The sequence below is a fragment of the Aliihoeflea sp. 40Bstr573 genome (genome assembly GCF_024105655.1).
In the GTDB taxonomy this organism is placed as follows: domain Bacteria; phylum Pseudomonadota; class Alphaproteobacteria; order Rhizobiales; family Rhizobiaceae; genus Aliihoeflea.
In genome coordinates this window covers 16,422-38,034 of record NZ_JAAAMH010000021.1, presented here as the reverse complement: position 1 = coordinate 38,034, position 21,613 = coordinate 16,422, and the positions used below count along the sequence as shown (strand labels likewise).

At 64.5% G+C, this 21,613-nt stretch carries 25 protein-coding genes; 15 read left to right on the top strand and 10 right to left on the bottom strand.

Features of this window, described 5'->3' with window-relative positions; genetic code table 11:
- The first annotated feature begins 26 nt into the window (after nucleotides 1-26).
- Nucleotides 27-1,340 (top strand): thymidine phosphorylase, encoded by a 1,314-nt coding sequence (deoA, locus tag GTK01_RS17975; RefSeq protein ID WP_252928679.1) that lies wholly within the window; start codon nucleotides 27-29, stop codon nucleotides 1,338-1,340.
- Here deoA and GTK01_RS17970 read toward each other — a convergent pair whose 3' ends face one another.
- The 3 genes from GTK01_RS17970 to GTK01_RS17960 all read right to left on the bottom strand — a co-directional run bounded on the left by GTK01_RS17970 (nucleotide 1,341) and on the right by GTK01_RS17960 (nucleotide 2,931).
- Complete coding sequence (locus GTK01_RS17970; protein ID WP_252928676.1) at nucleotides 1,341-1,892, bottom strand: TIGR02281 family clan AA aspartic protease; 552 nt, start codon at nucleotides 1,890-1,892, stop codon at nucleotides 1,341-1,343.
- Nucleotides 1,893-1,995: 103 nt separating this feature from the next.
- Complete coding sequence (gene upp, locus GTK01_RS17965; protein WP_252928674.1) at nucleotides 1,996-2,625, bottom strand: uracil phosphoribosyltransferase; 630 nt, start codon at nucleotides 2,623-2,625, stop codon at nucleotides 1,996-1,998.
- An 84-nt stretch (nucleotides 2,626-2,709) separates the two neighbouring features.
- Nucleotides 2,710-2,931: a DUF6356 family protein gene (locus GTK01_RS17960; RefSeq protein ID WP_252928673.1), complete on the bottom strand. Its 222-nt coding sequence runs from the start codon at nucleotides 2,929-2,931 to the stop codon at nucleotides 2,710-2,712.
- Between the two features lie 102 nt (nucleotides 2,932-3,033).
- On the opposite strand from GTK01_RS17960, the gene GTK01_RS17955 reads away from it, so the two are divergent.
- The 5 genes from GTK01_RS17955 (at nucleotide 3,034) to GTK01_RS17935 (ending at nucleotide 5,923) form a co-directional block, all read left to right on the top strand.
- A complete protein-coding gene (locus tag GTK01_RS17955; RefSeq protein WP_252928671.1) occupies nucleotides 3,034-3,504 on the top strand; it encodes an Lrp/AsnC family transcriptional regulator in 471 nt (156 codons plus the stop codon).
- 55 nt (nucleotides 3,505-3,559) lie between these two features.
- Nucleotides 3,560-4,012, top strand: a complete 453-nt coding sequence (locus GTK01_RS17950; RefSeq protein ID WP_252928669.1) for a pyridoxamine 5'-phosphate oxidase family protein — start codon at nucleotides 3,560-3,562, stop codon at nucleotides 4,010-4,012.
- A gap of 32 nt (nucleotides 4,013-4,044) precedes the next feature.
- On the top strand, nucleotides 4,045-4,509 hold the full coding sequence (dut, locus tag GTK01_RS17945) for a dUTP diphosphatase (RefSeq protein ID WP_252928667.1): 465 nt from the start codon (nucleotides 4,045-4,047) through the stop codon (nucleotides 4,507-4,509).
- A gap of 106 nt (nucleotides 4,510-4,615) precedes the next feature.
- Nucleotides 4,616-5,179: a type 1 glutamine amidotransferase domain-containing protein gene (locus GTK01_RS17940; protein ID WP_252928665.1), complete on the top strand. Its 564-nt coding sequence runs from the start codon at nucleotides 4,616-4,618 to the stop codon at nucleotides 5,177-5,179.
- Between the two features lie 129 nt (nucleotides 5,180-5,308).
- On the top strand, nucleotides 5,309-5,923 hold the full coding sequence (locus GTK01_RS17935) for a LysE family translocator (protein WP_252928664.1): 615 nt from the start codon (nucleotides 5,309-5,311) through the stop codon (nucleotides 5,921-5,923).
- A 6-nt stretch (nucleotides 5,924-5,929) separates the two neighbouring features.
- On the opposite strand, the gene GTK01_RS17930 is transcribed toward GTK01_RS17935, so the two are convergent.
- Complete coding sequence (locus GTK01_RS17930) at nucleotides 5,930-6,073, bottom strand: hypothetical protein (protein WP_252928662.1); 144 nt, start codon at nucleotides 6,071-6,073, stop codon at nucleotides 5,930-5,932.
- 320 nt (nucleotides 6,074-6,393) lie between these two features.
- Between GTK01_RS17930 and GTK01_RS17925 the strand changes: the two genes are divergently transcribed.
- The 4 genes from GTK01_RS17925 to GTK01_RS17910 all read left to right on the top strand — a co-directional run bounded on the left by GTK01_RS17925 (nucleotide 6,394) and on the right by GTK01_RS17910 (nucleotide 9,818).
- Nucleotides 6,394-6,903, top strand: a complete 510-nt coding sequence (locus GTK01_RS17925) for a ferritin-like domain-containing protein (RefSeq protein ID WP_252928660.1) — start codon at nucleotides 6,394-6,396, stop codon at nucleotides 6,901-6,903.
- 228 nt (nucleotides 6,904-7,131) lie between these two features.
- A complete protein-coding gene (locus GTK01_RS17920; RefSeq protein WP_252928657.1) occupies nucleotides 7,132-7,599 on the top strand; it encodes a CYTH domain-containing protein in 468 nt (155 codons plus the stop codon).
- The gene (locus GTK01_RS17915) at nucleotides 7,596-8,537 is read left to right on the top strand and encodes a CHAD domain-containing protein (protein WP_252928654.1); all 942 of its coding nucleotides are present in this window, start codon (nucleotides 7,596-7,598) and stop codon (nucleotides 8,535-8,537) included. Before GTK01_RS17920 ends, GTK01_RS17915 begins: the two co-directional genes overlap by 4 nt.
- 207 nt (nucleotides 8,538-8,744) lie before the next feature.
- Entirely contained in the window at nucleotides 8,745-9,818 is a 1,074-nt protein-coding gene (locus GTK01_RS17910) for a diguanylate cyclase (RefSeq protein ID WP_252928651.1), read from the top strand.
- Here GTK01_RS17910 and nth read toward each other — a convergent pair whose 3' ends face one another.
- A complete protein-coding gene (nth, locus tag GTK01_RS17905; RefSeq protein WP_252928648.1) occupies nucleotides 9,819-10,604 on the bottom strand; it encodes an endonuclease III in 786 nt (261 codons plus the stop codon).
- Between the two features lie 22 nt (nucleotides 10,605-10,626).
- Between nth and GTK01_RS17900 the strand changes: the two genes are divergently transcribed.
- The 5 genes from GTK01_RS17900 to GTK01_RS17880 all read left to right on the top strand — a co-directional run bounded on the left by GTK01_RS17900 (nucleotide 10,627) and on the right by GTK01_RS17880 (nucleotide 15,551).
- The gene (locus GTK01_RS17900) at nucleotides 10,627-11,112 is read left to right on the top strand and encodes a DUF2244 domain-containing protein (protein WP_252928646.1); all 486 of its coding nucleotides are present in this window, start codon (nucleotides 10,627-10,629) and stop codon (nucleotides 11,110-11,112) included.
- 64 nt (nucleotides 11,113-11,176) lie between these two features.
- Nucleotides 11,177-12,055 carry a bifunctional helix-turn-helix domain-containing protein/methylated-DNA--[protein]-cysteine S-methyltransferase gene (locus tag GTK01_RS17895; protein WP_252928642.1) on the top strand — a complete coding sequence of 293 codons (879 nt, stop codon included), beginning with the start codon at nucleotides 11,177-11,179 and terminating at the stop codon, nucleotides 12,053-12,055.
- A 134-nt stretch (nucleotides 12,056-12,189) separates the two neighbouring features.
- Complete coding sequence (locus GTK01_RS17890) at nucleotides 12,190-13,086, top strand: ribokinase (protein ID WP_252928639.1); 897 nt, start codon at nucleotides 12,190-12,192, stop codon at nucleotides 13,084-13,086.
- A gap of 51 nt (nucleotides 13,087-13,137) precedes the next feature.
- Nucleotides 13,138-14,724: a peptide chain release factor 3 gene (locus GTK01_RS17885; protein ID WP_252928637.1), complete on the top strand. Its 1,587-nt coding sequence runs from the start codon at nucleotides 13,138-13,140 to the stop codon at nucleotides 14,722-14,724.
- A gap of 167 nt (nucleotides 14,725-14,891) precedes the next feature.
- A complete protein-coding gene (locus GTK01_RS17880; RefSeq protein WP_252928634.1) occupies nucleotides 14,892-15,551 on the top strand; it encodes a peroxiredoxin in 660 nt (219 codons plus the stop codon).
- Nucleotides 15,552-15,608: 57 nt separating this feature from the next.
- On the opposite strand, the gene GTK01_RS17875 is transcribed toward GTK01_RS17880, so the two are convergent.
- The 5 genes from GTK01_RS17875 to ubiE form a co-directional block, all read right to left on the bottom strand.
- Nucleotides 15,609-17,006 (bottom strand): aminomethyltransferase family protein, encoded by a 1,398-nt coding sequence (locus tag GTK01_RS17875; RefSeq protein WP_252928633.1) that lies wholly within the window; start codon nucleotides 17,004-17,006, stop codon nucleotides 15,609-15,611.
- Nucleotides 17,007-17,162: 156 nt separating this feature from the next.
- Nucleotides 17,163-17,894, bottom strand: coding sequence for a GntR family transcriptional regulator (locus GTK01_RS17870; RefSeq protein ID WP_252928630.1), 732 nt, complete (start codon nucleotides 17,892-17,894; stop codon nucleotides 17,163-17,165).
- A gap of 4 nt (nucleotides 17,895-17,898) precedes the next feature.
- Nucleotides 17,899-19,122 (bottom strand): bifunctional phosphopantothenoylcysteine decarboxylase/phosphopantothenate--cysteine ligase CoaBC, encoded by a 1,224-nt coding sequence (coaBC, locus tag GTK01_RS17865; protein WP_252928627.1) that lies wholly within the window; start codon nucleotides 19,120-19,122, stop codon nucleotides 17,899-17,901.
- A gap of 53 nt (nucleotides 19,123-19,175) precedes the next feature.
- Nucleotides 19,176-20,750, bottom strand: a complete 1,575-nt coding sequence (gene ubiB, locus GTK01_RS17860; RefSeq protein WP_252928625.1) for a 2-polyprenylphenol 6-hydroxylase — start codon at nucleotides 20,748-20,750, stop codon at nucleotides 19,176-19,178.
- Between the two features lie 13 nt (nucleotides 20,751-20,763).
- Nucleotides 20,764-21,540, bottom strand: coding sequence for a bifunctional demethylmenaquinone methyltransferase/2-methoxy-6-polyprenyl-1,4-benzoquinol methylase UbiE (ubiE, locus tag GTK01_RS17855; RefSeq protein ID WP_252928613.1), 777 nt, complete (start codon nucleotides 21,538-21,540; stop codon nucleotides 20,764-20,766).
- Nucleotides 21,541-21,613: the final 73 nt, after the last annotated feature.

Genomic DNA, 21,613 nt, shown 5'->3' with positions numbered 1-21,613 from the left:
CAGCCCCCGTCACGGGCGGCGTGACCATGCTGCCCCAGGAAATCATCCGCAAGAAGCGCGACGGCATCGCGCTGGCGCCTGCCGAAATCGGCGCATTCGTGGACGGTCTGTCCAAAGGTACCTTCACCGAAGGTCAGGTCGCCGCTTTCGCCATGGCGGTGTTTCTCAATGGCATGGGCCGCGACGAAGCCGTTGCGCTGACGCTCGCCATGCGCGATTCCGGTCATGTGCTCGACTGGTCGGACCTGCCCGGCCCCGTCACAGACAAGCATTCGACAGGCGGCGTCGGGGACAATGTCTCGCTCATGCTCGCGCCGATCGTCGCGGCCTGCGGCGCCTATGTCCCGATGATCTCCGGGCGCGGTCTCGGCCACACCGGCGGCACGCTCGACAAGATGGATTCGATTCCCGGCTACCGCTCGCAGCCGGACGAGCCGCTGTTTCGCCGAACCATCAAGGCTGCGGGCTGCGCGATCATCGGCCAGACGGCCGATCTGGCCCCAGCCGACAAGCGCTTCTACGCGATCCGCGACATCACGGCGACCGTCGAAAGCATAGCCCTCATCACCGCCTCCATCCTGTCGAAGAAGCTCGCGGCCGGGCTGAAATCACTGGTGCTCGACGTCAAGTGCGGCAACGGCGCCTTCATGGCGTCGCTGGACGAAGCGGCGGAGCTTGCGACCAGCCTCGTCGAAGTCGCGAACGGCGCCGGCCTGCCGACCACTGCCTTGATCACCGACATGAACGCGCCGCTAGCGTCCGCCGCCGGCAACGCCGTCGAAGTGCGCAACGCCGTCGAATTTTTGACCGGCGCGCACCGCGACAGGCGCCTTCAGGACGTCACGCTGGCGCTCGCGGCCGAAATGCTGATGTCGTCGGGCATCGCGGCGACGCCGCAGGAAGCGACGGCGAGGGCGCAGGATGCCCTGGACTCCGGTGCTGCGGCCGAGCGCTTCGGCCGGATGGTGAGCGAACTTGGCGGCCCGGGCGACTTCGTCGAAGAGATGGATGGATATCTGCCGAAAGCCGCCCTCGAACGTCCGGTGCTGGCGGAAGAAGCCGGCATCGTCACGCAAATCGCCACTCGCGACATTGGTCTGGCCGTCGTCGAACTTGGCGGTGGCCGCAAACGCGCGGAAGACAGGGTTGACCCCACCGTGGGCATCACCCGGATCGCCATGCCGGGCGAGCGTGTGGAGAAGGGCGCGATGATCGGCCTCGTCCATGCGCGCAGCGAATTCGAGGCAGAGCAGGCGGCCGACAGGCTGCGCCGTTCGATCCGCCTGGCGCCTGATCGGCCGGACCTACCGGACATGATCCTGAGGCGGGTGGTTGCCTGACTACTGCTCCAGCAGCAGCCGGCCGTCCTCGACCTGAAACCGCCGCAGCCCGTTGAGAAAGCTCATGCCGATCAGCGTGCCGGAGAGCGCCTTGTCGTCAAGAACAACGGCCTGGACGTCGCGCACCACGATGCCGCCGATTTCGAGCCGCGCCAGCGTGGCGGGCGCCGCCTTGATGGTCCCGTTGGCCGTATTGACGCGTTGGGTGAAATCGGCCGGCGAGACGGCGACGCCGATCCGCCTCGCGGTCGCCGCGTTGATCGCAACGACGCTGGCGCCGGTGTCGATCATCGCCTCGACGGAGCGGCCATTCATGCGGAAGTCGCCGATGAAGTGGCCGCGCCCGTCCGGTTCGAGCCGCACGCGCCGGCCGGTCGCGGTCTCTGGCGGTTGCGCCAGCATGGACAGCGTCGGTGATGCATCCTGGTCGCCACGCCCGAGCGCGGCCTGCGCCAGTCCCGGCAGAAGGTCCGGGTTGACATTATGAAGGGCGGGAACGCCGATGGCGACGGCGACGACGGCCGCTCCGAGGAGCATCAGATTGCGCAGCATGGACCACTCCGGCACGAGGCTGGCCGAAACTAGCCGATCGATCGCTGCGGCAGGCTTAACGCCGCGCGCGAAATGGCCGAAGCGTTAAGGGGCGGTTAACGGCTCACTTCGTGCCGTACATCCGGTCGCCGGCATCGCCGAGACCGGGCACGATGTAGCCCTTCTCGTTCAGCTTCTCGTCGATCGAGGCTGTAACGACCGGCACGTCCGGGTGGGCCTTCGTGAAGCGCTCGATACCCTCGGGCGCGGCAAGCAGGCACAGGAAGCGCAAATTGGTCGCGCCGCGTTCCTTCAGCTTGTCGACGGCCATGATCGCGGAATTGGCGGTGGCGAGCATCGGGTCGACGACGATGACGAGCCGGTCGGCAAGATCGCTTGGCGCCTTGAAGAAATACTCGACCGCCTGCAGCGTCTCGTGGTCACGGTAAAGCCCGACATGGGCGACGCGGGCGGCGGGCACGAGGTCAAGCATTCCGTCGAGAAGCCCGTTGCCCGCGCGCAGAACCGAGGCGAAGACGAGCTTCTTGCCTTCAAGCGTCGGCGCGGTCATCGGTTGCATCGGCGTCTCGATCTCGCGCGTCGTCAGTTCGAGTTCGCGCGTCACCTCGTAGCAGAGCAGCAGCGAAATTTCGCGCAGGAGACGCCGGAAGCTGGCCGTCGACGTCGCCTTGTCGCGCATGATGGTGAGCTTGTGCTGGACAAGCGGGTGGTCGACGACGGTCACGCCCTGCATGGTCTGTCTCTCCGGATCGCGTTCAATCGGCTGATGCGAGGACGCATAACGCCTGGCACGCGGGAGTCAAACCCTGATCTGGCGTCAGTGCGTGCCGGCGCGCTTGGACGTCCGCTCGTAAAGCTCTCGCACGATGCGGCTCGCGGTCGTCTCGAAAGCGAAGGGCAGGATTGCATGGATCAGCGCCGCGCCGGCCGCCAAGCCGAGCCGGGAAGCAAACCAGCCGGCAAAGGCCATGTGTCCGAAATAGGTCTCGCCGACGGTTGCCGGATGGTGGGTGAAGATGCGTGCGATCCGCGTGGTCATGACTGGTTCCCCGATTTAAGAACCGCATGATCGCACGACGATCATACCGATATGTCCCAATGCCTCCTTGTGTAAGAGCAACTATTGGGACACCATCCCAATATGGCCTATGAAATAGATGAAATCGACCGGCGCATCGTCGCCGCCCTGCAGCGTGACGCGTCTCTGTCTGTCGACCAGTTGTCGGAGGAGGTGCACCTGTCGCGCAATGCCTGCTGGCGGCGGGTCAAGCTTATGGAGGACGAGGGCATAATCACCGGCCGCGTCGCGCTGGTCGACGCCGAGCGCCTAGGCTACGGGCTTTCGGTCTTCATCCTGGTGCGCACCACGCATCACGAGCCCGGCTGGCTGGACCGATTCCGCACCGCCGTCCAGGCGATCCCCGAAATCCAGGGCGTCTATCGCATGTCCGGCGACCTCGACTATGTGCTGCGCGCCCGCGTGCCCGACGTAAAGGCCTATGACCGGCTCTACCAGCGGCTGATCGCCAAGGTGCCGTTGTCGGATGTCTCGGCGTCCTTCGTCATGGAGGAGATAAAGGAGACGATGATGCTGCCGCCGATCGTGCGGTAGCGATGGTGACAGCACGGCAGGTCGGGCGCATCATCGCTGGCTGGAGGGATTTGCGATGACCGTTCGCCAACTCGACCGCGACCAGTGCCTCGACATTATCGAGAAGAACCGGCTTGGCCGGCTCGCCTGTATCAGTATCGGTGTGCCCTACATCGTTCCGATCCACTATGTGCACGCCGAGGACCATCTCTACGCGTTCTCGATGCCGGGCCGGAAGATCGAGGCGTTGCGGTCCGATCCGGGAGCGGCGATCCTTGTCGAGGACATCGACACGCCACAGCACTGGCGCACGGTCATGGTGCGCGGCCGCTACGAGGAGCTTCCGGACCGGATCGGGTTCAAGCGTCTTCGCGACCGGGCATGGCAGTTGCTCAGCCGTCACGCGGTCTGGTGGGAACCGGGCGCCTACAAGCCCGTGGCACCGGCACTGGCGTTCAAGTCCGAGCAGGTCTTTTTCCGTATCTCCATCGACGAGATATCGGGCAGGGAATCGATCGACGGCGATTGACGCGCCGCGCGCGATGGCGAATAGAGGCCGCCATGACCAGCCCCATCTCCACCACCATCGGTTTCCAGCGGCTTCCCCACGGCAAGGGCCTCGATCTCCCGTCCTACGCGACCGAGGAGGCGGCGGGCATGGATGTGCGCGCGGCCGTCGCGGCCGACCGCGAACTCATCGTCCTGCCCGGTCGCCGTGTCCTGGTGCCGACCGGCTTCGTCATGGAGATACCGGCCGGCTATGAGGTTCAGGTTCGTCCGCGCTCGGGGTTGGCGCTGAAACACGGCATCACCTGCCTCAACACGCCCGGCACCATCGACAGCGACTATCGCGGCGAAGTGAAGGTGCTGCTGATCAACCTGGGCGACGAGGAATTTGCCGTCACGCGCGGCATGCGCATCGCTCAGCTCGTCGTCGCCCCGGTCGTGCGGCCGCGCCTGGAAGAACGTTCGCATCTGGGCGAGACCGCGCGCGCCACAGGAGGCTTCGGGTCGACCGGAGCCTGACACAAATCTTGTTGCCTGCCGCGAATTGATGGTGAACAAAAGCTGAAGCTCCACGTTTGGATGCAGCACCCGTTCGGGACGCGCATTCAGATGAAGGAGACACGCAATGCCGACAATCGGTCAATCGAAGATCATGATCCTCGCCACCGACGGCTTCGAGCAGTCGGAACTTGAGGTTCCGCTCAAGAAGTTGAAGGAAGTCGGCGCAACCGTCGATGTCGTATCGCTCGAGGCAGGCGAAATTACCGGCTGGGACAAGGACGACTGGGGTAAAGCCGTTGCGGTCGACAAGGTGCTCGGTGATGCGTCTGTGTCGGACTACGACGCGCTCGTGCTGCCAGGCGGCCAGATCAATCCCGACCTGCTTCGTGTAGAGGAAAACGTCGTCTCGTTCGTGCAGGCGTTCGAGAAGACCGGCAAGCCGCTCGCGGCCATCTGCCATGCCCCCTGGCTCCTTATCGAGGCCGGGCTCGTGAAGGGCCGCAAGGCAACTTCCTACAAGTCGATCAAGACCGACATGATCAACGCCGGCGCCAAGTGGGAGGATTCGACCATCGTTCGCGACGGCAATTTGATCACTGCTCGAAATCCCGGAGATCTGGACGCCTTCTGTGCCGCCCTCATCGAGGCGGTGGAAGGCGGTTCGGCACAGCGTTCGGCCGCCGAGTAGCGGATCAGTCTCGCGGCCGGGCAAGCGGCGCTGGCGCCTTCGTGGCTGCCGCGCCGCTTCTTTTTTGCGGGCTATTCTCGTCGCATGCTGCGCATGCCATAAGGCCTCGGATTCACCGGACATAGGCCCATGACACTCGCAGGCTTCGCCGCCTACAGCGCCGCCCTTGCCATCGCGGCGGCCATTCCCGGACCCGGCATCATCGCGCTGGTTGCGCGCGCGCTTGGCTCCGGAGCCCGCTCGACCGTGCCAATGGCGGTCGGGCTCGCTATGGGCGATATCGTCTACCTGACGGCAGCCGTCATGGGCTTGGCCTTCATCGCCCAGACTTTCGGTGCGGCCTTTCTGGTCGTCAAATACGCAGGTATCGCCTACCTGCTCTATCTGGCGTTCAAGCTTTGGAATGCCGGACCGGCGGCCGAGCGCGTCGAGGCGAGGAAGGGCGAGGGGCCCCTGGCATCCTGCCTGAGCGGTCTCGTCGTGACGCTCGGCAATCCCAAGGTGATGGTGTTCTACCTGGCGTTGTTGCCGACCATTCTCGATTTGCGCACGGTCTCGGGCGGCGACCTTCTGGTGCTCGCCGGGCTGACCCTCATAATCTTGATGATGGTGCTGCTGCCCTATGTCGCGCTCGCCGCCCGGGCGCGGGGGCTGTTGTCGACGCCGCGCGCTTTGAAGCGCCTCAACCGCACGGCGGCCGGCATCCTGGTCGGTGCGGCGGCCGCGATCGCCGTTCGCACCTAATTGATCCTAGTGCATCAGCGCACCGCCGCCGCCGCGGCGCGCGCAGGCGGGGCCAGGGCCGCGCATGTAATGGCGCTCCGGCCGATAGGTTGGCAGGAGAAACTCGCGCAGCGCGCGGGGAAGATTGTTGAGGCGAGCCCAGATACGCATGACCCAATATCCTTGGCCAGTCGGTTGTCCCTTCCGAATGGCGTCAAACTAGCGAATTCAGATGAATTTCCGGTGAATCGGAAATTAATCCATGCGGCAAATCTGCCTGCAAGAATGGCGGAAATGCGCGGGTTTGGTGGCGCATTTGCGCCATAATTCGGGGGCGTCAGCTCTGTTGCCAAAATGCCACGGTTTTGGATGGCCTGAAACATTCGATCACGATCGGCGTCGCCCCGGAACATGCCCCCAGACCGGACGTTGGGACCTCATCGGGCACGGGCAATCCGGCCCACCACAACAACCACGAGGATAGACGGACCATGGGTTTCTTTTCCAAGGACATCAAGACGATGGACGATCTCTTCGTCCACACGCTTCGCGACATCTACTATGCCGAGAAGCAGATATTGAAGAACCTGCCGACCATGATCGACAAGGCGACCAGCCCCCAGTTGCGCCAGGGTTTCGAGACGCACCTGCGCGAAACCGAAGGTCACGTGTCGCGCCTGGAGCGCGTTTTCGAACTTCACGGCGTAGAAGCGAAGGCCGTCAACTGTCCTGCGATCGACGGCATCTTGAAAGAGGCGGACGAGATTGCCGGCGAGGTTGAGGACAAGCAGGTGCTCGATGCCGCGTTGGTGGCGGCGGCGCAGGCCGTCGAACACTATGAGATGACGCGCTACGGCACGCTGGTGGCATGGGCGAACAAGCTCGGCCGCAGCGACTGCGCAACCCTTCTCAAGCAGACGCTCGATGAGGAGAAGGCAACGGATCGCAAGCTCACGGACCTTGCCGAGAGCGGCGACGTCAATTTGGCGGCGGCCGAATAGGAAGGCAACTCGGGCAGCGTCACAATTCGCCGTGCCGGTATCCCGCGCAGGGAGCTTGGGCCGTTGCGGTGCTGCCGGGAGCGTGCGAGATTCGCTGACGGCAGATTGATCCTTCTCCCTCGCCCCGGGCGGCCAGCGGGATAGCGGGGAGTGGAATTCGGCGGTCCGGCTTCATGGCGAAGCCGGGCCGCTATTGCCTTGACGTGGCGTGGCTTCATATGAAGCGCGATGGCGATCGAGATCGAACGGAAATTCCTGCTCAGTTCCGAAGCCTGGCGCGGCCAGGCCGTTTCCGTCATGCGGATGCGGCAAGGCTACGTCGCGGCGGCGCCGGACAGGTCCGTACGTGTACGCGTCGCAGGGCCTCATGCGTGGCTGACGCTGAAATTCGGCCGCGCCGGACCCGCGCGCGAGGAATTCGAGTACCCCATCCCGCTTGGCGATGCCGAGGCCATCCTCGCCCATGCCGCGCGCACGATCGACAAGGAGCGCCACATCGTGCCCTGGCACGACCTTGTCTTCGAGGTCGACGTGTTCCACGGACGGTTGGAAGGCCTGGTCCTTGCCGAACTCGAAACGGAACGGACCGTTGGCGAAGATCTCCTGCCGGAGTGGATCGGGCGCGAGGTGACGGATGACTCCCGCTATTACAATGCCGTCCTCGTCCGGGACGGCCTGCCGGAAAACCCCACATGAGCCGCCGCATCGTCCCGCGCCATCCGCTGGCCGCTGAAGCGCATCGTCTTTTCGCCAATGATCTCGACGCCATTTCCGACGGCCTGCTGCTCGCTCGCGAGAAGCGCGACGAGGGCCTTCACGAGACCCGCAAATCGATCAAGAAGGCGCGCGCCCTCCTGAAGCTTCTTCGTTTTGCCGACACTGATTTCTATGCCGCCGAAAACGCCCGCCTTCGCGATCTGGCCCGTTCCCTCGCCCATGCCCGAGACGCCGCCGCGATGGTCGAGGCGGTCGACCGACTTGTCCATTCCCATCCGCAGGGCGCCGAGCTGCTGGAGGATCTGAGATCCCCGCTGACGAAACGGCGCGACGAGCAAGTCATCGACGAAGCAGCGCTGCGCTCCTTGATAGACGATGGGTTGAGCCGATCGGCCCAGATGCGCCGCGACATGGATAGCTGGACGCTACCGGTCGATCCGAAACCGGCCGCCGCGGTCCTCGCCGATGGCGTGCGCGCCAATCTGCGTCGGGCGGAGCGCTCCACGAAGCGCGCGGGCGAACGGTCTGCCGACGGGGATTTCCACGATCTGCGCAAGGCAGTGAAGGCGCACTGGACGCAGCTTGGCCTGTTGCGCGATCTCTGGCCAACGAAAGTCGGTAAAGCGCGCCGGCAACTCTCCGCTCTTGGCGAGCGGCTTGGCGAGCACAACGACCTCGCCGTACTTCTCGCCCTCCTCCGCTCGCGCGAGATTGATCTGGAGCGCAAACGGCGGACTTTACTGTGCAAGCTGGTCAAACGTGAAAAGGCTGCCCTGGCGAAGTCGACATTGAAGACCGCGCAACGGCTGTTTGACGATCGTCCGAAAGGATTGCGCTCGGCTTTCATCAAGCATCTTCAAGCCTCTGCGTCGTCTCCGGAGATACCGACACGTGAACTTGGCGCATCTCATCTGTGAATTTCTCTTGCCTGCACTGCGCGTCTGTCACTAAAAGGCGGTGGGGATTTCGGGGTCTTCAAGAAGGCGATAGTCCTTTGCCAGACTTCCGGGCTGATTAACGAACCTTTCAATGACGTAGCGTTAGTCTAGCAAATGGCGTGACTTGTGGTCCGCTCGCTTTCCGTGCCTTCGGCGCGGAAGGTGGTCTTTGGGGATCAGGTGGGAATGCAGCTTTCGGAAATGCCCGAGCCGCTTGCGGCCGACATTGGTGCAAACGTGCTTGCACGTCTGCGCCAGATGCATTTGGAAGCGATCCCCCGCAACTATGAAGTGATCTATGAAGCGCTGAGCGGTGCAAACCCGGCCCTCGTCGATGCGATCGCCGCGCTTGGTCCCACCCCCGGCCAGGACGGGTTCGACCGCATGGCCGATCGCACGCTCGGCCGCGGGCGTGGCGAACGCATGATCGAGAGCGCCCATGCCTCGATGAGCGTCAAGCTCGACGAAATCCTGCGCGTGCTCAAGAGCGAGCGCTCCTCGCGCGAAAGATATGGCGAGATTCTCGACGTCACCTCGCAAGGTCTGCGCGCCCGCAGCCATTTTTCGCAAGACTGCCTGCAACAGGTCGCGACCGTCATGTCTAGCGTGACGGACACGGCGCTCGACAGCACGAGGCGCGTCGCCTCGACCATGCAGGACAAGTCGGCTGAACTCGAAGCCGTCAAGGCCGAACTCGAGCAATACAAGAAGCTGTCGGAGACCGACGCGCTGACGAGCCTTCCCAACCGCCGCGCCTTCGACCGGGCCATGAAAGGCGTTTATGCCAACCACCGCGAGGCGATGTTCGGTGCGCTGATCCTAGCCGACATAGACCGTTTCAAACCGGTCAACGACAAGCACGGTCATCCGATCGGCGATCGCATCCTGCAGATCGTGGCCTCGCTCTTCAAAGCGTCCATGTCGACCAATGTGACGGTCGCGCGCACCGGTGGCGAGGAATTCGGCCTGATCGTCACCGGCATGAGCGAGAAGGCGGTGGCGGACCTTGCCGAGGAAATTCGGTCCGCCGTGGAGCAAACCCCCTTCGTCAACGCAAGGACCGGCGCCGACTACGGCCCGATCACGGTCTCCTTCGGCATTTGCATGGCGTCCGAGGCCAAGGGGCCGGACGAGCTCTACCGCAAGGCGGATCGCGCGCTCTATGCGTCGAAGAATGGCGGCCGCAACCGCGTGACCTCCCACTCCGCGCTGAAGGACGGCAAGCTCACCAAGGGGTGGAAGCTCTACAGTTCCGAGTGATCAGGCCGGCGCCTCTTCCAGCGGTTCGATCGGAACGAGTGGTGCGGGCACGGATGTCGTCTTTTCGGCGGACTTGCAGATGTCCGCGATGACGCAGGCCGGGCAGTCCGGCTTGCGCGCCTTGCACACATAGCGCCCATGCAGGATCAGCCAGTGATGGGCATGGCGCATGTATTCATCCGGGATGATGCGTACGAGAATGTCCTCCACCTCGTCCGGCGTCCTGCCCGGCGCGAGCCCGATCCGGTTGCCAATACGCAAGATGTGGGTGTCGACCGCCATGGTCGGCTGGCCGAAAGCCATGTTTAGAACCACGTTGGCCGTCTTGCGCCCGACGCCTGGCAGTTGCACCAGAGCATCCCGTTCGCCCGGCACGTCGCCGCCATGGTCACGGATAAGCGCCTGCGAGAGCGCGATGACGTTCTTCGCCTTGTTGCGCCAAAGCCCGATCGTCTTGATGTAGTCGCCGACCTTCGCCTCGCCGAGCGCCAGCATCTTTTGCGGGGTATCGGCGATAGCGAACAGCGCGCGCGTTGCCTTGTTGACGCCTGCGTCCGTCGCCTGCGCGGAAAGCACGACTGCGACCAGCAGCGTGAACGCGTTGACATGCTCCAGTTCGCCTTGCGGTTCGGGCCGCTGGACATGGAAACGGCGGAATATCTCGGAAATCTCCGCCCGCGTGTAGCGCGTGCGCCGCGAGGGCGCTTTCGGCTTGCGTTTCGAAGCATCGCGCAGAATTGAACGGGTGTCCGCGCCTGCGGCGTTTTTCGTCTTGGGCTTTTCCATTCAGCTTCTATAGATTTGGGTGATGGCTGATACAAATGCCGAAGACGCGCCGATCTTCAAGGCGCTCCTGACGCCGCATCGCTCGCTCGGGCGAACCGGCTTCTTCGTCCTGATGGGCCTGCTCGTCGCCATCTGGATCGGCATGGGCGGCCTGTTCGTTTCGATGGGCGCGTGGCCCATTTTCGGCTTCTTCGGCCTCGACGTCCTCCTGGTATATCTCGCCTTTCGCGCCAGCTACCGCTCCGGCCGCGCCCGCGAAGAAGTTGCCGTTTCGCGCACCAGTCTCGACATCCGCAAGATCGCGCCGTCCGGCCGGGAGGAAGCCCACGCCTTCAACCCGTTCTGGACCAAGTTCCGCATCGCGCGCCACGACGAGATCGGCATCACCGACATGGCGGTCGAGGGCGAGGGAAGGCGCGTGGCGATCGGCTCGTTCCTCAACCCCGATGACCGCGAAAGCTTCGCCGCGGCCTTCGGGCAGGCGCTGGAGACAGTGAAGATGCGGTAGTCAAGAATCGGGTGGCGACAGCCCTTCCGGCGCGCGATATTCGTGGCATCAGGAGATGATTGCCATGAACGCCCACAGCGCCGTGCTTCAAAAGGACATCACGCCGGAAGGCTCCGACTACGAGACCGTCCGCCGTGTGATCGAGAAGATCAGCCTCGATTTCCGCGACCAGCCCTCGCTTGACGAACTGGCGGCCGAGGTCGGCGAGACGCCGATAGGGCTGCAGAAGCTGTTCACGCGCTGGGCGGGCCTGTCTCCCAAAGCCTTCCTGCAGGCGGTGACGCTCAACCATGCACGCCGGCTGCTCGACGAGGGCCTGCCGCTGCTCGAGGCCTCGATGGAGGTCGGCATGTCCGGCCCCGGCCGCCTGCACGATCTCTTCGTCACCCATGAGGCGATGTCGCCCGGCGACTACAAGACGCGCGGCGCGGGGCTGACCATCCGCTATGGCTATCATCTGTCGCCCTTCGGCGTGGCGCTTGTCATGGTCACCGATCGCGGTCTTGCCGGCCTCTCCTTCAACGATGCCGGGGGCGAGCGCGCGGCCTTCGCCGACATGTCCAGCCGCTGGCCGAACGCCGCCTATGTCGAAGACATGAGCGCGACGGCCCCCTATGCCGCGCGCATCTTCGATCCGGCCCGCTGGCGCGCCGAGGAGCCGCTGCGCGTCGTCCTCATCGGGACCGACTTCCAGGTCCGCGTCTGGCAGGCGCTTTTGAAGATCCCGATGCACAAGGCCAAGACCTACTCCGCCATTGCCGGCGAGATCGGCGCCCCGAAGGCGAGCCGCGCAGTGGGGGCGGCGATCGGCGCCAATCCGGTGTCCTTCGTGGTGCCGTGCCACCGTGCGCTCGGCAAGTCCGGCGCGCTCACTGGTTATCACTGGGGCCTCACGCGCAAGCGCGCGATTCTTGGCTGGGAAGCAGGTCACGTGTTGACCTAGCATCGGACCAAAAGGTGGTTGTCGGTTTTCGGACCGTTCCGATGCGCCGGCAAGAATGACGATTTTTCTGCCCCTATCAGCAAAAATCGACTAGAGGCGTTTCGCGAAGGGACATTGCGGAGGCTTCAAGTTCAATGATCACGGTGATCGGCTCGATCAATCTCGACCTCGTGGCCAATGTCGGCCAGTTGCCGCAACCCGGCGAAACTGTGCCCGGCGACGGCTTCAAAACCTCGCCCGGCGGCAAGGGCGCCAATCAGGCGCTGGCGGTCAAGCGCGCCGGGGGAGAAGTGCGCATGGTGGGCGCGGTCGGGCAGGACGCCTTTGCCGACGAGGCGCTCGCCTGCCTGCGTGAAGGGCTTGTCGACCTGTCGGGCGTGCGCGAATCCCATTCCACAACCGGCACGGCGAGCATTCTGGTCGCCAAGGACGGGGAGAACATGATCGCGGTCGTGCCGGGTGCCAACGGCTCGCTTGTTCCCGGCGATATCAAGAACGTGCATCTGGAAAAGGGCGACTGGCTCCTTCTCCAGCATGAAATCCCGATGCGTACGGTCAGGGCCGCGCTGGAGGAGGCCAAGCGCGTCGGCGCGATCTCGATCCTGAATACCGCGCCGTTCCGGCCCGAAGCGGCCGAGTTCCTGCACCTGGCCGACTATGTCGTCGCAAACGAAACCGAGTTCGACGCCTATGCCGAGCTCAAGGGCATCGCCGTCTCCGACCGCCGCGCCGCCATGCGCAAGATGGCGGACGAAACCGGCACGACGATCGTCGTCACTCTCGGCGCGGCCGGCGTCGCGGCGGCCGTCCAGGGCGGCATGCTGGAGGCGCAGGGGCTGAAGATCGAGCCGGTCGACACGGTCGGCGCGGGCGACACCTTCTGCGGCTATCTCGCCGCGTCGCTGGCAGACGGCATGAAGCTGGAGGAAGCGCTGCGCCGTGCCGCCGTCGCCGGCTCGCTGGCCTGCCTCAAGCCCGGCGCTCAGCCTGCCATCCCGCAGGCGAAGGATGTTGCCGAAGCCATGGGCTAGCGCTCGGAGCCGGGCTTTGTTAGAAGCCCGGCAACCAACAGGATTCCTGACATGGCAGAGAAAATCGAAGAGGCGGTTGCCCGCCGCCGCACCTTCGCGATCATCTCGCACCCCGATGCCGGCAAGACGACGCTCACTGAAAAGCTTTTGCTCTTCGGCGGCGCGATCCAGCTTGCGGGCGAGGTGAAGGCCAAGAAGGACAAGATTCAGACCCGCTCGGACTGGATGAAGATCGAGCGCGAGCGCGGCATCTCGGTCGTCACCTCGGTGATGACCTTCGAATATGGCGACCATGTCTTCAACCTCCTCGACACACCCGGCCACGAGGACTTTGCCGACGACACCTATCGAACGCTTACGGCGGTCGACAGCGCGGTCATGGTCATCGACGCCGCCAAGGGCATCGAGCCGCGCACGTTGAAGCTGTTCGAGGTCTGCCGCCTGCGCGACATCCCGATCGTCACCTTCGTCAACAAGATGGACCGCGAGACGCGCGACACGTTCGAGATCCTCGATGAGATCGAGGAGAAGCTGGCGCTCGACACCGCGCCTGTCACCTGGCCGATCGGCAAGGGCAAGAGCTTTGCCGGCACCTATCATCTGTCCAAGAACGCGGTGCGCCATGGCGACGCCGACAAGGACTGGATCCAGGTCAATGGGCCGGATTCCAACCGCGTCGCCGGCAAGCTGCCCGAAAACGAGCGCGAAGCGTTCACCGAGGAACTGGAACTTGCCCGCGAAGCGTGCCGCCCCTTCGACCTGGCAGCCTTCCGCGAAGGCCATCTGACGCCTGTCTTTTTCGGGTCGGCGTTGCGCAATTTCGGCGTGCGCGACCTGATCGAGGCACTGGGCGAATTCGCCCCGCAGCCGCGCGCACAGGAGGCAGACACGCGCCGCGTGGAGGCGACGGAAGAGAAGATGACCTCATTCGTCTTCAAGATTCAGGCCAATATGGACCCGAATCACCGCGACCGCATCGCCTTCGTGCGCGTGTGCTCGGGCAAGCTGGAGCGTGGCATGAAGGCCAAGCTCGTGCGCACCGGCAAGCCGATGAGCCTGTCGGCGCCGCAGTTCTTCTTTGCCAAGAGTCGCATCACCGCCGACGAGGCCTTCGCCGGCGACGTTGTCGGCATTCCCAACCACGGCACGCTTCGCATCGGCGATACGCTGACCGAGGGCGAGGAAATCCTTTTCCGTGGCGTGCCGAATTTCGCGCCGGAGATACTGCGCCGCGTGCGCCTCGGCGACCCAATGAAGGCGAAGAAGCTGAAAGAAGCCCTGCAGCAGATGGCCGAGGAAGGCGTCGTCCAGCTCTTCCTGCCCGAAGACGGCTCGCCCGCCATTGTCGGCGTCGTCGGTGCGCTGCAGCTCGACGTCCTGAAGGAGCGCCTGTCGGCCGAATATTCACTCCCGGTCGATTTCGAGATCGCGCGTTTTTCGGTCTGCCGCTGGATCACGGCGGAGAAGACGGAACTGCAGCGCTTCATCGAGGCGCACAAGGGCGACATCGCCCGCGATCTCGACGGCGATCCTGTCTTCCTCGCGCAGCACGCATTCGGTCTGAACTACGAAGCCGACCGCTGGAAGCAGGTCACCTTCGCGGCAATCAAGGACTATCAGGTGCGCGACGCGGCCTGATCTGCAGCTTGCGGAATTATTTTGCGCAAGCTGCGCCTTCGGGTTCGCATTTTGGCGAAAACAGCGCCTGCGACAGCTTGATTTTGCTCGCCTGATCCCCTGCTTGCGCTAGGATGTCGCCAACGCCATATGGCCTTGAACGACAATCCGCGAAGGGAGAGACGACCATGAGCTTGCGCATCAACCAGACCGCGCCCGACTTTACCGCCGACACGACAAAGGGCGAGATCAACTTCCACGAGTGGATCGGCGATGGCTGGGCCGTTCTCTTCTCGCACCCGAAGAACTTCACGCCCGTCTGCACGACCGAGCTCGGCGCCATGGCCGGCATCGCGCCCGAATTCGAAAAGCGCGGCGTCAAGATCATCGGCATTTCCGTCGATCCGGTTGCCGACCATGGCAAGTGGAAGGAAGACATCAAACTGGCGACCGGCCACTCGGTCGATTATCCGCTGATCGGCGACAAGGATTTGAAGGTCGCCAAGCTCTACGACATGCTGCCGGACGATGCCGGCTCGTCTTCGGAAGGGCGCACGCCCGCCGACAACGCGACCGTCCGCTCGGTCTACGTCATCGGCCCGGACAAGAAGATCAAGCTGATCCTCACCTACCCGATGACGACGGGACGCAACTTCGACGAGATCCTGCGCGCCATCGATTCCATGCAACTGACCGCCAAGCACCAGGTCGCGACGCCCGCCAACTGGAAGCAGGGCGAAGACGTCATCATCACCGCCGCCGTCTCCAACGAGGACGCCAAGCAGCGCTTCGGCGACTATGAGACCGTGCTGCCGTATCTTCGAAAGACGAAGCAGCCGCAGGCATAGCCGGCGTCGAACGAAAAAGGCCGGGATCGCTCCCGGCCTTCTTGTTTCAATCCTGCCTCAGGCAGCCGACTTGCGGCTGCGCCAGCTCTCCACATAGCTCTCGCGCGCATCGCGCGAATAGGGGACTGCCGAGACGCGGACACGGATCTCGACCTGCTTGGACGGCTCGACCGTGGTCTTGCCCGAACCACCATCCGGCTCGCCCCACACGAGCGTCAGCACGTCGCCTTCCTTGATATCGGCATCGACGGTGCCGAGCGAGAGCATGCGGCGCTCGTTGTAGCTGTAGCCTGCGAACATCGATAGGCCGACCATCTTGCCGTCCTTCATGATGCGGTCGTAGCTCGACGAGGCATAGTTCGACAGCGGCAGGTCCATGAACTTGGCGTTCTGGCCTTCCTGGAACATGGTTGCGAAGGCGGCGATCACGTCGTCCGGGTTCCACTCGAAGGTCACCTTCCGGCGATGCGGGCCGTCGGCCATCTTCTCCAGCGCCTCGCGGCCGATGAATTCGTGGTCGAACTTGACGTAGATGCCGTAGCCGAGGTCCCACGGCGTCAGGTAGTAGTCCTCGATGTTGTCGGAGATGTAGGAGCCGCCGATGGCGCCGGTCGCCTCGTAGCTCTTGTCCGAAAGCCACTCGCGATAGCCCTTCATGCTCTCGCCGGTATAGATCGCCGGCAGCGGCGAGGGGATCCAGCCCGATTCGAGCGTGTTGGTCGCGTAGGCACGCGAGCCGACTGCGACAAGACCGTGTTCCTCGCCGGCCGCGAGGATCGCGTCGCGGATGAGGTCGTAATCCTCATAGGGGCCATAGAGCTCGAGGCCGGGAACGCCCGCCATCCCGTGGCGCAGCGCGCGCACTTTCTTTCCGGCGACTTTGATCCAGTCCATGTTGAAGAACTTGATCTCCGGCACCGGGCCGCCATTGAGCTTTTCGAGGATCGCGGGCGCGTTCGGGCCCTGCACCTGGAAGCGGTAGTGACGGCGCAGGACCGGCTTGCCCTGCGGGCGCGAGGGCGAGCGCGGGTCCTCGGTCAGCGTGACGTCGTAGTCGCCGGTCTCGGCGTGATATTGCACCCAGCTCACAGTCGGCGCGCGGCCGACGAGATTGAACTCGGTCTCGCTCTCGCGGAACATGATGACGTCGCCGATGACATAGCCTTCGGGTGTCACCGGCACGAAATGCTTGGCCTTGCCCGGCGTGAAGTTCTTGAACGAGTTGATCGCGAGGTAGGAGAGAAGCTTTTCCGCGTCCGGTCCCTCGACCTTCAGTTCGGCCATGTGGTGCGACTGGTCGAAGAGCACCGCGCTTTCGCGCCAGGCACGCTGCTCGTCGCGCCAGTTCGTGAATTCGGGCGCGACCACTGGATAGACATAGGCGCCGATCTTGGAGTTGCGCAGCATGTCGACCGTGTTGCCGGCAGACTTCAATTTCTGTTCGAGATTGCTCATGGGTTTCCTCCCGGTGGATTAATGGCGCGACGCGTCGCCAGCAGGCTCGAAAGCCGGCAGCGCACATCGTTGGATACAGAATGGCTCCAGATCGACCGAAGTCAAGCCGAATGCGCACGCAAGAGGCGTCAGCGGATCAATTTCTGTATACAGATACTAGGTCGCGATGAGTGACAAACCAGGTACGCGCCCGATCAGGTTCGGCGCCTCGCCAACGACGAAGTCGAGATTCTTGCGCGCAAGCCGCGCGTGTTCGCGTCCCAGCGCCTCCGCCCGCGCGCCTTCGCGCATCGCGATCGCCTCGACGATGTCGCGGTGCTGGCGTTGCGCATGGGTCAGCGAGCGGCGAAAGGCGAGCACGTCCGCCTGGTTCTCCAGGAATGCGCTCGGCGAAGCGAAGGGCAGATGCATCGCCCGCTCGACCTCGCGGCGCATCGTCTCGCTGCCGGCAAGGCCTGCGAGCATGGCGTGGAATTCGGTGTTGAGCTCGACGTATTTGTCGAAGAGCATGTCCTCCGGCCGCTCGCGAAAGCAGGTGTCGAGTTCGTCGACGAGGTCGCGGATGGCCTTCAAGCGCTCGGGCGCGACGCCCCGCTCGGCCGCAAGCCGCGCCGCCGTGCCTTCCAACACGCCGCGCAACTCGATCGCATCGATCACGTCGGCAAGCGTGAAGGCGCGCACGGTATAGCCACCGGTCGGCAAGGGCTCCAGCAGACCCTCTTGCTCCAATCTTGCCAGCGCTGCGCGCAGCGGGGTGCGCGAGATTTCGAGCTGTTCGGACAGACCGATCTCGGACAGCCGCTGGCCGGGCTGGACGGACCCGCCGAGCACGAGTTGGCGCAGGCCGAGGAGCGCCTTCAATGCCTGGCTGTCGCGCCGCTTTTCCATCGGCTCAGTCGCGCAAACGGTCGGCGACGAGACCGGCGAGCTTTGCGGCAACCTCGTCCTTGGTCATCTCCGGCCAGGCCTCGTTGCCCGCGCGCGAGACGATGGTCACGCGGTTGTTCGCCCCGCCCATGATGGCGCCTGCCGATGTCGCGCCCGCCGCCGAGACGTCGTTGGCGACGATGAAATCCGCGCCCTTGCGGTCGAGCTTGGCCGCCGCGTGGTCGATCAGTTTCTCGGTCTCGGCCGCGAAGCCGACGACGAGCCTGGGCCTTTGCGCATGATGGCCAATCGTCGCGAGGATGTCCGGATTCTCGGTCATGCCAAGGCTCGGCGCGCGCGAGCCCGCCACCTTCTTGATCTTCTCGCCATTCTCCGATTCCGGGCGCCAGTCGGCGACAGCGGCGACGAAGATCGCCGCATCGGCGGGCAGCGCTGCCTCGACCGCCTCCTTCATCTGCCGCGCCGTTTCGACATGGATCGTGGCCACACCGGCAGGGTCCGCGATGGAGACGGGACCGGAAACAAGCCGAACATCGGCGCCAAGCTTCGCCAGTGCCGCGGCGATCGCATGGCCCTGCCGACCCGATGAGCGGTTGGCGATGTACCGCACCGGGTCGATCGGCTCGTGCGTCGGGCCCGACGTGACGATGACGCGCTTGCCCGCCAGCAGCTTTTGCGATCCGTCCAAGAGCGCTTCGATGGCGGCGACGATCTCCAGCGGCTCAGCCATCCGGCCTTCGCCCGCCTCGTTGCTCTCCGCCATTTCGCCGCGTGCGGGACCGACGAAGCGGACACCGTCGGCCTCCAGCGTCTTCCGGTTTCGCCCCGTGGCGGCGTGGTTCCACATGGCAGGGTTCATCGCCGGCGCGACGAGAACCGGCTTGTTCGTCGCAAGAAGCACGGTCGAGGCGAGGTCGTCCGCCAGCCCATGCGCCATTTTCGCCATCAGATCGGCCGTCGCGGGCGCAACGACGATCAGATCGGCTTCACGCGACAGGCGGATATGGCCGACGTCGTGCTCGGCCTGCCGGTCGAAGAGTTCGGTGAAGACGTGGTCGGCCGACAGTGCTCCGACGGAGAGCGGGGTCACGAACTCCTGCGCCCCTTTGGTCATCACGCATCGAACCTTCGCGCCGCGCTCGCGCAGGCGCCGGATCAGGTCGAGCGACTTGTAGGCCGCGATCCCGCCGGAGATGATCAGGAGAATGCGCGTGTTCGAAAGGGTCATGCGTTGGGGCGATCCTGCAACGGCGTTCCGCGTTTGATAGCCCAGCTTCGCCATTAGGTCACCTGCACAGCGATCCAGACCAGTGTCGTCGCGATCACCCACAACGCAATCCGCCCTGAGCGCGTGTGCCGCGCCTCCGCCTTGCCGATCCTTGCCGCCGTCTCGTCATCGAAGCGCAGGCCGTTCTCGGCCATGGCGTCGATCTCGCGCGACAGGCGCTCGGTGCGCGCGGCGATGTCGGGCGCCTGGCGGGCGAGGGCGGCGAGCGCGCCGGCGGCGTCGCGGGCATCCTCCACGAAGCCGCGCGGCCCCAGATTGGCACGAATCCAGTCGCCTACCACAGGCTCGGCTGTCTTCCACATGTTGAAGGCGGGGTCGAGCGTGCGCGCAACGCCTTCGACGACGACCATCGTCTTTTGCAGGAGAAGCAGTTCGGAGCGTGTCTCCATGTCGAAGAGTTCGGTGACCTCGAAGAGCAGCGTCAAGAGCCGCGCCATCGAGATCGTCTCGGCCGGCTGGCCGTGGATTGGTTCGCCAATGGCGCGGATCGCCTGCGCGAAGGCGCGCACGTCATGGGTGCGCGGCACGTAGCCGGCCTCGAAATGCACCTCGGCGACGCGCACATAGTCGCGCTTGATGAAGCCGTAGAGGATTTCGGCGAGAAACCGCCGCTCCTTCTTTCCGAGCCGCCCGGCGATGCCGAGATCGACCGCGACGATGGTGCCGTCCGGTTCCACGAACAGATTGCCCGGATGCATGTCCGCATGGAAGAAGCCGTCGCGCAGCGTGTGGCGCAGAAAGGACTGGATCAGGTTCGCGGCGATACGCTTGAAGTCGTGGCCGGCGGCCCGCATCGCCTCGACGTTTGACATCTTGATGCCGTCGATCCACTCCATCGTGATGACGTCGCGCCCCGTTCGCTCCCAGTCCACCCAGGGCACGCGGAAGCCGGGATCGGTGGCCGTGTTCTCGCCGAGTTCGGAAAGGGCGGCCGCTTCCAGCCGCAGGTCCATCTCGATGCGCGTCGTCTGCGCCAGCGTCTTTGCGACCTCCACCGGCTTCAGCCGGCGCGCGGAGGGGATGAAGCGCTCCTGCATGTGTGCGGCGAGGAAGAAGCCCTCGAGGTCGTTGGCAAAACGCCGCCGGACGCCTGGTCGGATCACCTTGACGGCGACCTTTTCCACGCGACCCTGCCGCTCGATCGTGCCGGCATGCACCTGCGCGATGGAGGCGGCTGCGATCGGCTCGTCGAGCGAAAGGAACATCTCGTCGACCGGCCGGCCGAGCGATTCCTCGATTTCCGCGCGCGACAGTGCGGTCGGGAAGGTCGCCATCCGGTCCTGCAGGCGGGCAAGTTGGTTGGCAACGTCCGCGCCGACGACGTCCGGGCGCGTGGCCAGGAACTGGCCGAGCTTGACATAGGATGGCCCCAGCCGGTCGACTGCATTCGACATCCGGTCGGCCGCGTCATGGCCGCGCGCGCGGCGCCGCGCGAGCTTGCGCGCAAACTGCCACGCCATGCGCGGCGCACCGATGAGCTGGTCCCCGGGCAACGCTGCGATCACGCCTTCGCGCGCAAGAATCCAGCCGGCATGGGCCAGACGAAAATAAGCTGCAGGCGTGGTCATCGAGCGGCCGGCCTCACAGCTTCCAGCCCGAGTGGAGCGCGGCGATGCCGCCCGAATAATTGCGCCAGGTGACGCGATCGAACCCCGCCTCGCGGATCATCGCGGCGAAGTTCGCCTGGTTGGGGAACTTGCGGATGGATTCGACCAGGTAGCGATAGGGCTCGCCGTCGCCCGCGACGATCTTGCCGATCTGCGGGATGGCGTTGAACGACCAGGCTTCGTAGACCTTGTCGAGGACGGGCATCTCGACGTCGGAGAATTCGAGGCAAAGGAAGCGCCCGCCGGGCTTCAGCACGCGGAAGGCTTCCGACAGCGCCCTGTCGATGCGCGGCACGTTGCGGATGCCGAAGGCGATCGTATAGGCGTCGAACGTCGCGTTCTCGAACGGCAATTCCTCGGCGTTCGCTTCGATGAAGTTCACATGCGCGTCGAGTTTGCGCTTGAGGGCCCGGTCCTGGCCCACGGCAAGCATCGAACCGTTGATGTCGAGCACGGTCGCCTGCGCGTTCCTGTCGGACGCCTCGATGATGCGAAAGGCGATGTCACCCGTGCCGCCGGCAACGTCCAGCACGCTCCAGCCGGGGCGCCGCGGCGGATTGAGCCACGTCACCATCGCATTCTTCCACACCCGGTGAAGGCCGGCCGACATCAGGTCGTTCATGACGTCGTAGCGCTCGGCGACCTTGTGGAACACGTCGTTGACGAGCGGCTGTTTCTCGCCTTCGCCGACCTGGCGGAAGCCGTAGGAAGTTTCCATTCCGCCCTGTGCGGTGGTTCGTGCGTCCGACATCAATTCACCTGTTTCGTCCTGCAAATCGCGGCGACCATAGCCGATCGACCATCGGGGCGCTATCTTCCCGCCC